Source organism: Roseivirga sp., assembly GCF_965216855.1.
Lineage (GTDB): Bacteria > Bacteroidota > Bacteroidia > Cytophagales > Cyclobacteriaceae > Roseivirga.
Genome location: NZ_OZ244204.1, coordinates 2,442,798 through 2,457,533, shown reverse-complemented (window position 1 = coordinate 2,457,533; position 14,736 = coordinate 2,442,798). Strand labels below are relative to the sequence as shown.

The following is a 14,736-nucleotide window of genomic DNA, read 5'->3' as shown; positions in this document are numbered from 1 at the left end:
AAAGACTACAAAAAAATAGTGCTGCCGCTTTCGCGGACAGCACCATCTTCAACCAAAACATTAAAATCAACACATTAATCTAACACCTCATCGTCAGGCTCGTTTGCCCGACTTCAATCATCGATTTTAATTGCCTTTTTCTGACTTTATAACGGTAGGCCATAAGGCCTATTATAAATAGCAGATTTATTATTTGTTGTTTTAACACTTTTTGGCAGGCCAATGTTCCGTGAAATTTCGATGATTTGGAGAACCCAAAAATCAACGGGTATGTTAGACTAGGAAACCATTAACATGTCCCCTTTCGATCATCTCCATTTGGAGATTCCAGAATCCAATAAAAAGCGAATAGTGATTATTGGAGGCGGTTTTGGCGGTATTCAACTGGTTAAATCGCTGCGCAAATCCAACTATCAGATTGTTCTATTAGACAGGCATAACTATCATACCTTTCAGCCGCTGCTTTATCAGGTAGCCACTGCAGGTTTAGAGCCTGATTCCATAGCCGGTGCCCTAAGGCAGCTTTTCGAAAAACATCAGGATTTTTACTTCCGGATGGCCAGGGTTACCGGAGTTGATCCGGAGAGAAAAGTGATCAAAACTTTGATTGGAGAATTGGATTACGATCTTCTGGTAATCGCCAATGGTTCCAAGACCAATTATTTTGGAGATGAGGAAATGTACAAACGTACTTTTCCCATGAAGCAAATTCCTCAGGCACTGGATCTGCGAAGTCATATGCTTCAGAATTTCGAACAGACTGTTTTAGCCACTGAACATGAAGAAAAGAACCGACTCACCAATTTCGTAATCGTTGGTGGAGGGCCTACCGGAGTAGAAGTGGCCGGTGCCTTGGGTGAACTCAAGAAGCATGTACTTCCAAAGGACTATCCCGACATCGACTTTGACATTATGAAATTGCATCTGGTAGATGCAGGACCAAGACTTTTGGCTGGTATGTCTGAAAAGTCGAGCGAAAAGGCTGAAAAATACCTGAGCGCTTTCGATGTAGATGTTCGCCTGAATACCATGCTAAAGTCTTATGACGGGGAAGACGTTACTTTGAATGATGGAACGATAATCCCTGCCAAAACCGTGATTTGGGCGGCTGGAGTTACAGGTAATATCATGGATGGTCTTCCCAAAGACTCTATTAAAGGAGGTAGAATCATCGTCAACGAGTTTAGCGAAGTGAAGGGACTCCAGGACGTTTATGCCATTGGAGATATAGCGGGAATGTATTCCGATGAATTTCCGAAGGGTCACCCAATGGTAGCACCAGTGGCCATTCAACAGGCCATCAATGTGGCCAATAACCTGAAAAGGGCCAATAAGCAAAAAGGACCTAAAGCCTTCAAATACCGCGACAAAGGCTCCATGGCAACCATAGGTCGAAACAAAGCTGTGGTAGACTTACCAAAATTTCACTTTGGAGGACTTTTCGCATGGATGGTTTGGATGTTCGTTCACCTGATGTCGATTGTTGGCTTCAGAAACCGATTGGTGATTTTGACCAACTGGGTCTGGAATTACATGACCTATGACCGGGGCACACGACTGATCATTAGGACTTTTGTAAGAAATAAAAACTACAAGCCAGGAGATACGCTCTGATTTCCAGCCATATTAGCTGTTTACCTCTTGTATTATTGCATTGCAGCAATAGACCAACTTTCGCTATTTTTCGATTTCGAAAATGAGAAAGAAGAGGCTTTATTGGATTTTGCAGTTGGCAGGGTGGGGAATGTATTTCCTTTCCAATTTTATTTCTCAAGGTTTCGACCCTCAGGGCCTCGGTGCTCAGGTAGTTCGTAACCAACGGATTGAGCTCACAATCCACAGTTTATTCTTCTTTCTGATCTCCCACTACTTTATCAGAGCCATTATTATCAGACGTGGCTGGGTTCAGATCAATATTGCTCAGGTGATTCCAAGAATTCTAGGAGTCATTGTGCTGGCCTCCATCATGGCCAACCTCATCACGTTTGGCTTATATTTCGTGGTTGGAACGCGAAGCCCAAGCGATACCAGTTTGCAAACAGAGATTCCTCTGCTCTTTGCTACTTCCGTGGTTCTTTTTATCCTCTGGTCTACTGTTTATTTCTTATACCATTATCTGGAAAGCAACAACAGGTCACTAAAATATGAAGCGGCCATGAATGAAATGCACCTCAATCAGCTGAAGGCTCAATTGAATCCGCATTTCATTTTTAATGCCCTAAACAGTATGAGGGCTTTAGTCGATGAAGAACCTGCCAAGGCTAAAATTGCCATTACCCAGCTTTCCAATATTCTTAGAAACTCTCTGATCACAGATAAAAAACGGGTGATCAACTTTAAAAGCGAACTTAACACAGTAAAGGACTACCTTGCCCTTGAAAGCATCCGTTTTGAAGAGCGTTTAAAGGTTCGGTATAAAATCGATCCCCGATCTGACCATTTTGATATTCCTCCAATGATGATCCAAACTTTAGTGGAAAATGCGATCAAGCATGGTGTTTCTAATTTGATGGAGGGAGGAATCATTGAGATTCAATCGAACGTGAATGATTCTGTCTTGTCTATCAAAATCAGAAACAGCGGACAGTTAACGGGTCACAAGAAAAGAGCAGGGGGAAGAAGTGGTGTAGGGCTGGTAAATACCAAAGAGCGATTAAAATTAATCTATGGAGATACCGCTACATTTAATATTTATAACGAAAATGATAAGTTTGTTGTGACTGAAGTAAGAATACCTCAGCGCATTTAATTGATAATTCTATGAAAGCACTAATAGTAGATGATGAAAGACTGGCCAGAAAGGAGCTAACTAACCTTTTACAGGAGTTTCAGGAGATTGAAATTGTAGGTGAAGCGGTAAATGCTGAGGATGCAGAAGAGAAAATCAACAGCCTGAAACCTGATTTACTTTTCCTTGACATTCAGATGCCAGGAAAAACCGGCTTTGAACTGCTTGAGTCTTTAGATTCTGTTCCAGACGTGGTATTCACCACCGCCTATGACGAATATGCCCTAAAGGCTTTCGATTATAATGCCATGGACTATTTGTTGAAACCAATTGAGCCAGACCGTTTGAAAGAAACGGTGACCAAGCTCATCAACAGAAATGCCAAGACCGAAGTAAAAGAAGAGGCTAGTCCGCAAAAGCTAGGACCAAACGATAGAGTTTTTGTCAAGGATGGTGATAAATGCTGGTTTGTAAAGTTGGAGAACATTCGCCTTTTCGAATCTGATGGTAACTACATCAAAATTTACTTCGACAACTTCAAACCAATGATTCACAAGTCGTTGAATGCGCTGGATGAAAAACTAGATGACAGATCTTTCTTCAGAGCGAGCAGAAAGCATATCATCAACTTAACCTGGGTAGAAAGCATTGAATCATGGTTCAATGGTGGACTGATGGTAGTTTTGAGAGGTGGCGATAAAGTTGAAGTAAGCCGTAGACAAGCTGCCAGGTTTAAAGAAATGATGAGCTTATAACTACGAACATCATTCCGTAGTTATTTACGTTAGATGACATACTCAACCCTGATTCCTGCAATTGGTATCAGGGTTTTTTGTGCCTGTTACTTTCAAATATTTATATTGAGTTGAAATGAAAATTATTCTGCTCTTTCTGAGCCTTATCTGGCAAACCAGTCAGCAACCGGTTGTGGACAGCATTCCTCCGGTTCAAAAAGAAATACACCCTTTGATTCTTAAAGGGGGTGTCCCCGTTAACCAGGACTCTACTCTATTTCTTTTCAATGGTATTGGTCCATATACCTTAAAGCAAAGAGTGGCGAGATTAAAAAATCAGCTGGAAGAACTCCAGAATGTTCAACTGGAAATTACCCCGCTGAGTATTGAATATGGGGAAGAAGTCAACGATATCATTCTGCGCGATAAAGTGCTGATGACCATCAATGACCAGGACGCCAAGGCCCTTGGCCTAACTTTAAAAGGAGCTACTGAATACTACTTTGATATATTAAAAGAAGAATTGGCACAACACAAGCCTGTGTTCAGTAACCTGCTTTTCGTCAATATCGGAGTGGCTATTCTGATTATAGCCGCCTTTATTTTCGGACTTAAATACTATAACAGACTCTTCAGGCTGATCGGAATCAAATTGCAGGGCCAGAAAGGTAAGTTCTTCAAAGGCTTTAAGATTAAAGACTACGAGCTACTTACTCAGGAAAAGCAGGTAATGGTGGTGAGTTGGGGGGTAACTATTTTTAAATATGCCTTACTACTCTTTATCGTCTACCTCTTACTTCCTGCTCTGTTCGCCCTTTTTCCGTGGACTCAGGGAATTGCTGAAAAGCTTATTGGCTACGTAGTAGATCCACTTTCAGATCTTGGACTGAAAATTCTGGATTACCTGCCTAACCTGCTCTTCATAGTAGTCATTGTTATTATCCTAAGGTATTTCTTGCGCCTGCTTTCCTTCTTTAGGGATGAAATTTCCAAAGGTCGATTGGTGGTTGGAGGCTTCTATCCGGAGTGGGCCAAACCCACGTTCAATATTGTTAAAGCCTTAATCATTGCACTGGGTTTTATTGGTATCTGGCCTTTACTACCGATGTCTAATTCCGAAATCTTTAAAGGTGTTTCGACTTTCTTCGGTCTGCTGATAGCCTTGGGTGGTGCAGGTGCCTTCTCGAATATTATTGCCGGGTTGGTGATTACCTATATGCGTTCCTTTAAAATTGGTGACCGGGTGAAAATTGGTGAGGTCATTGGTGACGTGAAGGAAAAAGCCTTGCTGAACACCAAGATCAAAACCATTAAAAACGAGATCATTACCATCCCTAATTCACAGATGCTGAATAGCCACACCATCAACTATACCACGGCCAATGATGAAGAGGGCTTAATTCTGCATACCACAGTAACCATCGGTTATGATGTGCCATGGAGAGATGTTCATAAGCTTCTGGTTGATGCTGCCTTAGCCACAGAATTTATAAAGAAGAAACCCCATCCTTTTGTTCTGCAGACCAGTCTTGACGATTTTTATGTGAGCTATCAGTTGAATGCCAGAACCCGGGAAATCCATAAGATGGCAGTGATCTACTCTGAGTTACACAAAAACATTCAGGACAAATTCAATGAAGCCGGGGTTGAAATCATGTCACCGCATTATGGTGCACATCGTGATGGCAACCAGTCTACCATTCCGCCATCTTACTTACCAGAAGAATATCAGGCCCCCTGGTTCAGAGTTAAAGACAAAGAATGAGTTTCAGGAAGAAACTATATATCATCATCTTCGGTACCGATACCCCTGCAGGACGTGGTTTCGATGTGGCACTATTAATTGCCATCCTCATCAGTGTATTGGCGGTTATGCTGGAAAGTGTGCCGAGTATCAATCGTGATTATGGGCAGTTCTTCAAATATGCTGAATGGTTCTTCACCATCGTTTTTAGTCTGGAGTATATTACCCGTGTTTATGTGACTGATTCAAGATCCAGGTATATTTTTAGTTTCTATGGACTAATCGATTTGCTCTCCTTACTCCCCACTTACCTGAGTCTTATTTTTGCGGGCACGCAATACCTGCTGATCATTCGGGCTTTGAGACTATTGCGCGTCTTTAGAATTCTGAAATTAGGTCGGTTTGTTGGTGAAGGTGAACAACTGGGTAGAGCCATCAAGGCCAGCAGACATAAGATTACGGTGTTCATGGGAACGGTACTCATGCTCGTAATCATTCTGGGCACAGTAATGTATCTGGTAGAAGGAAAAGACAATGGTTTTACGAGCATTCCCCTAAGTATTTATTGGGCGATAGTGACCCTTACAACAGTTGGTTATGGTGATATTGCTCCGCAAACTATTTTAGGACAGACTATTGCCTCTTTTGTTATGATATTGGGTTATGCCATAATAGCTGTTCCCACGGGTATAGTTACTGTAGAGCTACAAAAAGACAAGAAGAAACAAGAGAAGAAAAAGTGTACAAATTGCAGTTCAAAAGGTCATGACAGCGATGCGCTTTACTGCAAGTTTTGCGGGGAGGAATTACCAGTTTGAAAAAGGAAATAAAACTAGATGTATATAGCTCAAAAGAAGAGTTGGCCAACAGTCTGACTCATGCTTTGGGAATAGTTACCGGAATCATCGCCATGGCCTACGTTCTGATCAAATCAGAAGCTCAGGGAAGCATTCTATGGAGTGTTGCTACCTTTCTTGCCACGGTGATTATTCTTTACAGTTCTTCGACACTTTACCATAGCGTTAAAACCAGGAAGCAGAAGTTCTTGTTTAAACAACTAGATCACATTTCTATCTATTTATTGATTGCAGGTACCTTTACTCCTTTTTGCTGGGGAGTACTGGGCGACACCCCCTTAGGTCAGCGATTGCTGCTAGCCGTATGGGGCATCGCCTTATTGGGTATCATCTTTAAAGTATTCTTTACCGGTAAACTGGAATTTATTTCCCTGGCTTCCTATCTGGGCATGGGCTGGCTGGGTTTTCTCATGTTCGATGAACTTGGTGAGATTTTATCCCCTCGGGTTGTTCATCTCATGCTTTACGGAGGTCTTTCCTATACACTCGGAGTGGTTTTTTACCTGATGAGAAAAATGAAATACCACCATGCTGTATGGCACCTGTTTGTTCTGGGAGGTACCGGGTTTCACATGTATGCCATTCTTAAATATGTGCTACCCTTTTAATCAGGGCTTTTTTACTCGTACTGCACGTAATTGTCCCACTTTTCTATCACCGCCTTAAAGTCTTCCGGAAGTTCTGAGTCAAACTGAATAAACTTCCTGGTAGCTGGATGAATAAAGCCTAAGGACTTAGCATGCAGTGCCTGTCTGGGCATGAGTTTGAATGCATTATCGACAAATGCCTTGTACTTCGAGAATTGCGTCCCTTTTAAAACTTTGTCTCCTCCGTAGGTAGCATCGTTAAACAATGGATGGCCTAAATACTTCATATGGGCCCGAATCTGGTGCGTTCTTCCGGTTTCCAGGTTGCATTGAATAAGAGAAACATATCGAAGGTCTCTTAACAGCTTGTAATGAGTGATGGCATTTCTACCTCTTGAAGCATCTTCTATGGCCACGGTAACTCTGCGGTCTTTTTCACTTCTTCCGAGGTGCACGTCAATAGTGCCTTCCTCCTCTTCTGGAACTCCCCAAACCAAAGCGTAATAGGTTCTTTCAATACTGTGATCAAAGAACTGCTTGGCCAGGCTGTTCATCGCCTTTTCGGTTTTGGCAATTACCAAGAGGCCGGATGTATCCTTATCGATTCGATGGACTAATCCCGGTCTCCCATCATTACCTTCCATGGTAGGAAGTTGCTGGAAGTGATAAGTTAATGCGTTGACCAGTGTGCCAGTCCAGTTGTTATAGGCTGGGTGCACAACCATACCGGCCTCCTTATTCACCACTAACAAATGCTCGTCTTCATAGACAATATTGAGCGGAATATTCTCTGGAACTACCTCTGTGTCCCTTGGAGGTTCAGGAAGCTCCACAATGATATCATCGCCAGGATGTACCTTGTAATTCGGTTTGACTTCTTGTCCATTCACTTTGACAAAGCCATCCTTAATGCCCTGTTGTACCTTATTTCTGGTCACATTAGGCAATCTATCCATCAGGAACTTATCAATTCTGTAAGGTTCCTGGCCTGGATCACAAACTAACCTGTGGTGCTCAAATAACTCTTCCTGTTCTTCCATTGAAATGCAAAAATAGGTCAATAATCCGGATTTGCTGAAAGCTGGATTGGAGACTACCTTGCAACATGGATTTTAGTCAGATCAATGAGCAGCCAAAGCTTCAGGTAATTCATCACCCTGATGCTCTTTCTAATGACATTGATTTGCAGGTATTGAGACTGGATGAAACGCATCCTCATCTTTCAGGTAACAAGTGGTATAAGCTGAAATACAATTTATTGGAAGCCAGCCGGCTAGGCCACAACACTCTTTTAACTTTTGGAGGGGCTTATTCTAATCACATTCATGCCGTAGCTTCTGCGGCCAGGTTATTTGGCTTTCGAAGTATCGGAATCATCAGGGGAGAAGCGCATGCAACTTTAAACCCTACACTTTCCTTCGCTATTGAATGTGGAATGCAATTGAAATATGTAGACCGAACTACCTACAGAGACAAAACGAATTCAGCATTTCTCGACAGCCTGAAAAGGGAGTTTGGTGATTTTTATCTCATTCCTGAAGGAGGAACAAACGAGTTAGCCATTAAGGGTGCTTCTGAAATTTTGCATGCGGTAGATAAGGCCTTTGACTATTATTTTGTTCCTGTTGGTACAGGTGGAACAATTACGGGATTAATCAATAGCCTTAATAATCAGGGCAGGGTCATAGGAGTGAGCGCGCTAAAAGGCTCCTTTTTACAGGGAGAAGTTACTGAACTGCTTAATCAGTATACCCAAGGTTCCTTTGACAATTGGTTGATGAACAATAACTATCATTTTGGAGGTTATGCTAAAGTCAACCCAACACTCATCGACTTCATCCGGGCAATTGAAAATGATTACCAACTTCCATTAGAGCCTATCTACACCGGCAAAATGTTGTTTGGAATAATCGACATGATCAGCAGGGAGGAAATACCCAAAGGGTCAAAGGTATTAGCTATTCATACTGGTGGATTACAGGGAAGAGCTGGCTTTGGACTTTAACCCATAAGATCCTCAAACACTTCCCTAAGCTTAGCGAAAGGTTTAATAGTCACATTCTTACTCTTCAGGTCGAGTCCTTTGGTATTGAATTTAGAGATGTAAATTTCCTGAAAACCAAGTTTCTCGGCTTCAGCAATTCTACTTTCAATACGGTTAACCGCACGAATTTCTCCACCCAAACCTACTTCTGCGGCAAAAGCCACCTTATCTGAAATAGGAATATCATGATAAGCGCTAACAAGAGAAGCACACACTGCCAAATCAAGTGCCGGCTCATCTATTCTGATACCTCCTGCAACATTCAAAAAGACGTCTTGAGTGCCAAACCTCAGTCCTCCTCTTTTTTCGAGCACAGCCAGTAGCATATTCAGCCTCTTCGCATCGAAGCCGGTCGAACTACGCTGGGGAGTGCCATAGGTGGCAGAGCTGACAAGAGATTGTATTTCTATCAATAGTGGTCTGTTTCCTTCAATGGTTGCCCCAATAGCAATTCCCGTCAAGTCATCCGCCTTTTGCGAGATCAAAATTTCGGATGGGTTGGAAACCTGCCTTAAACCTTCTGTCTGCATCTCGTAAATACCCAGTTCTGAAGTAGATCCAAATCTGTTCTTAACAGTCCTGAGAATTCGATAGGATAAGTGACGATCTCCTTCGAACTGAAGCACTGTGTCTACCATATGCTCCAATACTTTCGGTCCGGCAATACTGCCTTCTTTAGTGATATGACCAATTAAAAATACCGGAGTTTGTGTCTCTTTGGCAAACTTCATCAACTCACCGGTGCACTCTCTTACCTGAGAAACTGAACCGGCAGCACTTTCTATTCTATCTGTGTGTAAAGTCTGGATAGAATCAACTATAAGTAAATCAGGCTTTACATTTTTAATCTGTGAGAAGATGTTTTGTGTATTAGTCTCGGAAAGTACAAAGCATTGGTCGGTTTGAATACCAATTCTCTCGGCCCTCATTTTAAGTTGCTGCTGACTCTCTTCCCCACTGACATAAAGTACTCTTTTCTTTCTGGCAGCCAGAGCTAACTGCAGCATAAGTGTCGATTTACCAATACCTGGTTCTCCACCGATCAGCACTAACGAGCCTGCCACAATTCCTCCACCTAATACCCGGTTCAACTCTTTGTCGTAAGTGACCAGCCTTTCTTCAGAGCTTTTTTCAATCTCCCGAATATTGATCGGCTTCTGCCGGACTTTAGTGCCGGATTCTTCGCGCCACGAGGCTTCTGATGATTTGTCTTTTGAGATTACCTCTTCCGTATAGGTATTCCACTCATTACATGAGGGGCACTTGCCAATCCACTTGGCTGAATTAGCTCCACAATTCTGACAGACATATACGGATTTGGTTTTAGCCATTGTTTTAGCTCAATAGTTCGGAAATATCTTCGGTAGTGAGCTTCTTAATAAAGCTCTCTTCGGTAGTGATCAACTCATTGGCCAGCTTAAGTTTATTCTTCTGTAGAGCCAGAATCTTCTCCTCAACAGTATTTCTGGTAATGAATTTATAGGTGAACACTTTATTCACCTGGCCAATTCTGTGTGCTCTGTCAACGGCCTGCTCTTCAATAGCAGGGTTCCACCATGGATCAAGCAGGAAGACATAATCGGCCTTGGTTAAATTGAGGCCTAACCCTCCTGCTTTTAGAGAAATGAGGAAAACTTTAATGGTCTCATTATTCTGAAATTTCTCTACCTGTGCCTGCCTGTCTTTGGTTGATCCATCCAGGTAGGCAAATTCAATTTTTTGCTCTTCGAGATAGGTCTTCACCAGGGAAAGGTGCTTTACAAATTGGCTAAATACCAGAATTTTATGGCCCTCACTTATCGCTGAATCAATCATGTAAGTAATGTCTTCCAATTTACCCGACCCTCCATCAAAATCAGGTTCAACCATTTTAGGGTGATTGGCTATTTGCCGCAGCTTGGTTAAACCTTGTAAGAGCAGTAATTGTGATTTCTTGATTCCACTCTTTTCAATGGTGTCAAGAATTTGATTCCGGTAATGTGACTTGACCTCTTCATACTTTTCTTCCTGTTCCGGAGTCATTTGACTGTATTTCACACTTTCAAATTTTTCCGGAAGGTCTTTCGCCACCTGTGATTTTTGTCTTCTTAAAATAAATGGCTTAATAATCACATTGAGCTTTCTGGTTTTGTCTGTGTCTCCTTTCTTCTCAATAGGCAACTGGAATTCATTCTTGAAATATTTGGCAGTACCCAATAGGCCCGGGTTGATGAAGCTCATCTGGGACCATAAATCGAAAGTACTGTTCTCTAGTGGAGTTCCTGTCAAAATCAGCCTGAATCGTGACTTCAATTCTCTGACCGACTTGGCGATTAATGAGTCGGGGTTTTTAATGGCCTGTGACTCATCGAGAATGACATAGTTAAAGTAGTATGAAGAGAGAATTTCTATATCTAGTCTGGTAATGCCATAGGAGGTGACTATCAGGTCATAATTGGCAAACTGTTCAGCATTCTTATCTCTGTTTGTACCAGTATACACCAATACTCTCAGGTTTGGAGTAAACTTAGAGGCCTCCAGCTGCCAGTTATAAATCAGAGAGGTTGGCATAATGAGCAAAGAGGCCTGACCTGAAGAGTGCTCACTTTGTGCCTGTAACAGGGCCAAAGTCTGAACAGTCTTTCCCAGACCCATATCATCGGCCAGACAGCCTCCAAAGTTATATTCCGAGAGGAAGCGCATCCAGTTATACCCTGCCTTTTGATACGGCCTGAGTGTGCCATTAAAGGCCTCCGGAATCTCATAGTCTTCAATGGCTTCGAAATTCTCCAGCTTCTGAAGTTTCCGGTCCATGGTCACCTGGGCCAGCTGTCCATTCTGAAGATCCTGAATGAGGGAAAGATGATGCTTTCTCAGCTTCAAAACCTGCTGATCGTCCGTTTCCTCCATAAAGGCAAACAGCTCAGCATAATCCTTAATCCACGCCTCGGGAATAACAGCTACCTCCCCATTGGGTAGCTTAATTTCTCTTTTATGCTTATTGATAAGCTTGCGGAGCTCCTGGAATGTGATTTCGAATTCACCAAAACGAACAATTGCCTTTATATCGAACCAGTCTATTCCTTCTTCTACCTTGATTTCCAGCTTGGATTCTCCAACGAAATACTTCTTACGCTCTGTATCAGTCTGTCGTACCGCGATACCATTTTCCTGCAAGAATTCCGCATTATCATTCAGCCAATCGAAGGCAAGAGCTCTGGGTAATGTGGCTCTTCCATTCTGAATCTTTAATCCTCTTTTTTGAAGTTCGGAAACCGTCTCTATTTCTCTTTTGCTATCTCTACTCACCTTATGAAACACATACGTTCCATTGCTCTTCTCGAGCTTTACTGAAGCGGTAGGCTGCTTTTCATAACCGAATTGATAGGGGCCATACTGAAAGCCCAGCTTAAAGAGAATTTTTGAATCGTCATCCTGCCCATTACCATTATGATCGTTTCCATTATCAAACAGTGTTCCGTTGGAGGTCTGAACCAACTCTGAAAAATTGATGATAGGTTGACTCTGATATTTCTCTGAGTTGATTTCGAAGCCTTTTGCATACACATCAAAACTAGCCACCAGTTGGGTCACAAACTTTTGATAATATGTCTCCTCTACTTTCTGAGGAATAACAATAAACTTCTTGTTAAGAAAGGGCTTAAGCTTATTACCATCGACATTCTTTTCGAAACTAATCAGTTGGTCATCGACCACCATCCAGGCGGGTTCTCTGCATACCAGGTAAGAGCCTTTATATTGCCACTCCAGCTTTTCATCGTGGAGTTTAATGGTCGGGAAGTAGTGCGTATTGTCCTCATTTCTTCTGAAATGAAAAAGGACGGTGGCCTTCTCTTCTACCCAATGAATCTGCTTCCAGGCCGGCTCACCGTCACGGCCCATCTCAAAAATCATTTTCCCCTTAAGCAGGTCAAGGATTTTAGCCCTGCGGGTTTCCAGGTATAATTCAATAGATTCCTGTAATACCTGATCGCCTCTTTCCTTGTCATATACTTTAAAGAAAAACTCTTCTGGCTTCACCTTCTTCTTATAGAACTTCAGCACTACGGAATCCTGCTGAATTTCGTCCATCAACCTGATAAGCTTGTAGTCATTCTCGTCAAGACCACTTTCAAACTCCATGGCATTCTTAGAAGAAATATTCTGATGCTGCAGTGTAAGGCGACCTTTATCATCGAGCTGAATAACGAATGACTCAAACAGATAGCCAAGATATTCGTGCTGATACAGAGAATAAATTAATTGAAAGGGTTGAGCTGTAGATACCTTCATTTTCTATTGACCGATTCGCAAATTAATGCTTTTGGGCCATTCTCAAAAAGCGAAAAGTGATGTATCTGTGAATTAATCGAGAAACTCGATCGGATTAACTCTTGAGGCCAAAAGGGCCGGGCGGTAAGAGGTAGTAATGGTGATGAGGATTATACTAATGGCAACCAGCGCAACATCTGTCCACACCACTTTGACAGGATACGCCTGCACCACTGAGTTAGTCATTCCAAGGCCCACCAAGCCGTATTTATCTTGCAGATAGCACATGGTCAGGCCTAATATCATTCCCAGAAAAGCTCCTATAAAGGCAATGATCATTCCCTGTTTCAGGAAAATCTTTTTGACCATTTGCTTCGGAGCCCCTGCTGCATATAAAATGGCCATGTCTCTTCTCTTCTCTATAGCCAGCATTGAGAGAGAGAAAAAGATATTAAATGAGGCAATGAGTGTAATAAAACTGAGGGCCAGATAGGCGAAGAGCTTTTCTATTTTCACCGCTCTCATCAACTCTCCATGTTGCTCATCACTTGTGAGTACCTCATAGGAGTCTCCCACAATTTCCTTCACCTGATTTTGTATACTGTTTAGGTCTTTTAGATCATCGAGATAAATTTCCACAGCAGTGTAGCGATTATCATATTCCAAAATTCTGCTGATGGCCTCAAAAGAAGTGATGAGGAGTTTTTCATCGAGTGCCACATCTACGCTAATAATTCCTGCAGGAGACAAACGGGTCCTTCTTACCGAATTGGTACCCACCAGTGCACCGGGCCTTACATTCCTGGGGTAAATCAGTTCAACCTCATAACTGTCACTATCGAGCAATATGCCTAGCTCATAAGCGAGCCCTGCACCCAAGACGGCCATGTTGCGATCATATTGGTTGATCTTTGCCTGACCTCGCAACATAAAAGTGTCGAGCTTCTTTGTCTCAATAAAAGATTGTTCAACTCCCTTAACCTCAACAACTGCCTGCTGATCTCTGTAAATGGCTACAGCATGGTCTTCAATTACCCTGGAAAAGGACTGAACCCCATCTATTCTCTGAATCTGATCGAACTGATCATCTGAAAGACTAAAAGATTTGCCCTCAACCGGGACTATCTTCAGGCCTGCATCATAAGTCTGGTAGACAGACCTCAGTACATCGCCCAGGCCATTAAAAACGGATAATACCACAATGAGGGCTGTGGTGCCTATGGCCACTCCAAAAACTGAAATCCATGAAAGCACCTGTATGAAGTTGCGCTTCTTGGAGGTGGTGAAATAACGTTTCGCTATAAAGGTTGAAACATTCAATCTTCTTCGTCTGTGGGATCGGGATCAGGAATATCTAACGAATCGATCAGAGAGTCTATTTTAGAAGCTTGTTCCGCAGTGCTATCTAAAAAGAAAGCCAGTTCAGGAATAATCCGTACTTCTTTACCAATTGCACGCCCTAGAGCACCTCTCACTTTCGATTTATTCTCCTCTATAAACTCCACAATATCATCTGCGTGGAGAATAGGAAATACACTGACAAAGATTTTAGCGAAACCCAGGTCAGGGCTCATTTCCACATCTGTAATGGTCACCAGTTTGCCCATAAATGCACCGGAGAACTGTTGATGAAAGATTTTCGAAATCTCTTCCTTGATAAGCTTTGAAAACTTCTGCTGTCTTTTTGTAGCCATTGTGCAAATATCTGATTTATTGATTGATTTTCCTTCCTTTGCATTTTATACCTTAGTTCCAAAGAATAACAATTCATTGCTTAGCTACTTCAGACAG

The 14,736-nt window shown here is 42.3% G+C and carries 12 protein-coding genes; 7 read left to right on the top strand and 5 right to left on the bottom strand.

The window, feature by feature from the left end:
- Window positions 1–294 precede the first annotated feature (294 nt).
- The 6 genes from ACOOEY_RS11000 to trhA all read left to right on the top strand — a co-directional run bounded on the left by ACOOEY_RS11000 (window position 295) and on the right by trhA (window position 6,671).
- The gene (locus ACOOEY_RS11000) at window positions 295–1,614 is read left to right on the top strand and encodes an NAD(P)/FAD-dependent oxidoreductase (protein WP_420384761.1); all 1,320 of its coding nucleotides are present in this window, start codon (window positions 295–297) and stop codon (window positions 1,612–1,614) included.
- Between the two features lie 82 nt (window positions 1,615–1,696).
- Window positions 1,697–2,749 (top strand): sensor histidine kinase, encoded by a 1,053-nt coding sequence (locus tag ACOOEY_RS10995; RefSeq protein ID WP_420384760.1) that lies wholly within the window; start codon window positions 1,697–1,699, stop codon window positions 2,747–2,749.
- A gap of 11 nt (window positions 2,750–2,760) precedes the next feature.
- Window positions 2,761–3,483 carry a LytR/AlgR family response regulator transcription factor gene (locus ACOOEY_RS10990; RefSeq protein WP_420384759.1) on the top strand — a complete coding sequence of 241 codons (723 nt, stop codon included), beginning with the start codon at window positions 2,761–2,763 and terminating at the stop codon, window positions 3,481–3,483.
- Window positions 3,484–3,598: 115 nt separating this feature from the next.
- Entirely contained in the window at window positions 3,599–5,227 is a 1,629-nt protein-coding gene (locus tag ACOOEY_RS10985; protein WP_420384758.1) for a mechanosensitive ion channel family protein, read from the top strand.
- The gene (locus ACOOEY_RS10980) at window positions 5,224–6,024 is read left to right on the top strand and encodes an ion transporter (protein ID WP_420384757.1); all 801 of its coding nucleotides are present in this window, start codon (window positions 5,224–5,226) and stop codon (window positions 6,022–6,024) included. Before ACOOEY_RS10985 ends, ACOOEY_RS10980 begins: the two co-directional genes overlap by 4 nt.
- Window positions 6,021–6,671: a PAQR family membrane homeostasis protein TrhA gene (gene trhA / locus ACOOEY_RS10975; RefSeq protein ID WP_420384756.1), complete on the top strand. Its 651-nt coding sequence runs from the start codon at window positions 6,021–6,023 to the stop codon at window positions 6,669–6,671. Before ACOOEY_RS10980 ends, trhA begins: the two co-directional genes overlap by 4 nt.
- A gap of 11 nt (window positions 6,672–6,682) precedes the next feature.
- Here the strand turns inward: trhA and ACOOEY_RS10970 are convergent, their stop codons facing one another.
- Window positions 6,683–7,690, bottom strand: a complete 1,008-nt coding sequence (locus ACOOEY_RS10970; protein ID WP_420384755.1) for an RluA family pseudouridine synthase — start codon at window positions 7,688–7,690, stop codon at window positions 6,683–6,685.
- Window positions 7,691–7,755: 65 nt separating this feature from the next.
- Between ACOOEY_RS10970 and ACOOEY_RS10965 the strand changes: the two genes are divergently transcribed.
- On the top strand, window positions 7,756–8,655 hold the full coding sequence (locus ACOOEY_RS10965) for a 1-aminocyclopropane-1-carboxylate deaminase/D-cysteine desulfhydrase (RefSeq protein ID WP_420384754.1): 900 nt from the start codon (window positions 7,756–7,758) through the stop codon (window positions 8,653–8,655).
- Here the strand turns inward: ACOOEY_RS10965 and radA are convergent.
- The 4 genes from radA to rbfA form a co-directional block, all read right to left on the bottom strand.
- A complete protein-coding gene (gene radA / locus ACOOEY_RS10960) occupies window positions 8,652–10,025 on the bottom strand; it encodes a DNA repair protein RadA (protein WP_420384753.1) in 1,374 nt (457 codons plus the stop codon). The genes ACOOEY_RS10965 and radA overlap by 4 nt on opposite strands.
- Window positions 10,026–10,029: 4 nt before the next feature.
- The gene (locus tag ACOOEY_RS10955) at window positions 10,030–12,966 is read right to left on the bottom strand and encodes a DEAD/DEAH box helicase (RefSeq protein ID WP_420384752.1); all 2,937 of its coding nucleotides are present in this window, start codon (window positions 12,964–12,966) and stop codon (window positions 10,030–10,032) included.
- Window positions 12,967–13,038: 72 nt separating this feature from the next.
- The gene (locus ACOOEY_RS10950) at window positions 13,039–14,265 is read right to left on the bottom strand and encodes an ABC transporter permease (RefSeq protein ID WP_420384751.1); all 1,227 of its coding nucleotides are present in this window, start codon (window positions 14,263–14,265) and stop codon (window positions 13,039–13,041) included.
- The gene (gene rbfA / locus ACOOEY_RS10945) at window positions 14,262–14,639 is read right to left on the bottom strand and encodes a 30S ribosome-binding factor RbfA (RefSeq protein ID WP_420384750.1); all 378 of its coding nucleotides are present in this window, start codon (window positions 14,637–14,639) and stop codon (window positions 14,262–14,264) included. Before rbfA ends, ACOOEY_RS10950 begins: the two co-directional genes overlap by 4 nt.
- Window positions 14,640–14,736: the final 97 nt, after the last annotated feature.

Coding starts and splice junctions, on each gene's coding strand:
- ACOOEY_RS11000 (WP_420384761.1), top strand. CDS start 295: ATGTCCCCTTTCGATCATCTCCATTTGGAGATTCCAGAATCCAATAAA.
- ACOOEY_RS10995 (WP_420384760.1), top strand. CDS start 1,697: ATGAGAAAGAAGAGGCTTTATTGGATTTTGCAGTTGGCAGGGTGGGGA.
- ACOOEY_RS10990 (WP_420384759.1), top strand. CDS start 2,761: ATGAAAGCACTAATAGTAGATGATGAAAGACTGGCCAGAAAGGAGCTA.
- ACOOEY_RS10985 (WP_420384758.1), top strand. CDS start 3,599: ATGAAAATTATTCTGCTCTTTCTGAGCCTTATCTGGCAAACCAGTCAG.
- ACOOEY_RS10980 (WP_420384757.1), top strand. CDS start 5,224: ATGAGTTTCAGGAAGAAACTATATATCATCATCTTCGGTACCGATACC.
- ACOOEY_RS10970 (WP_420384755.1), bottom strand. CDS start 7,690: ATGGAAGAACAGGAAGAGTTATTTGAGCACCACAGGTTAGTTTGTGAT.
- ACOOEY_RS10965 (WP_420384754.1), top strand. CDS start 7,756: ATGGATTTTAGTCAGATCAATGAGCAGCCAAAGCTTCAGGTAATTCAT.
- radA (WP_420384753.1), bottom strand. CDS start 10,025: ATGGCTAAAACCAAATCCGTATATGTCTGTCAGAATTGTGGAGCTAAT.
- ACOOEY_RS10955 (WP_420384752.1), bottom strand. CDS start 12,966: ATGAAGGTATCTACAGCTCAACCCTTTCAATTAATTTATTCTCTGTAT.
- rbfA (WP_420384750.1), bottom strand. CDS start 14,639: ATGGCTACAAAAAGACAGCAGAAGTTTTCAAAGCTTATCAAGGAAGAG.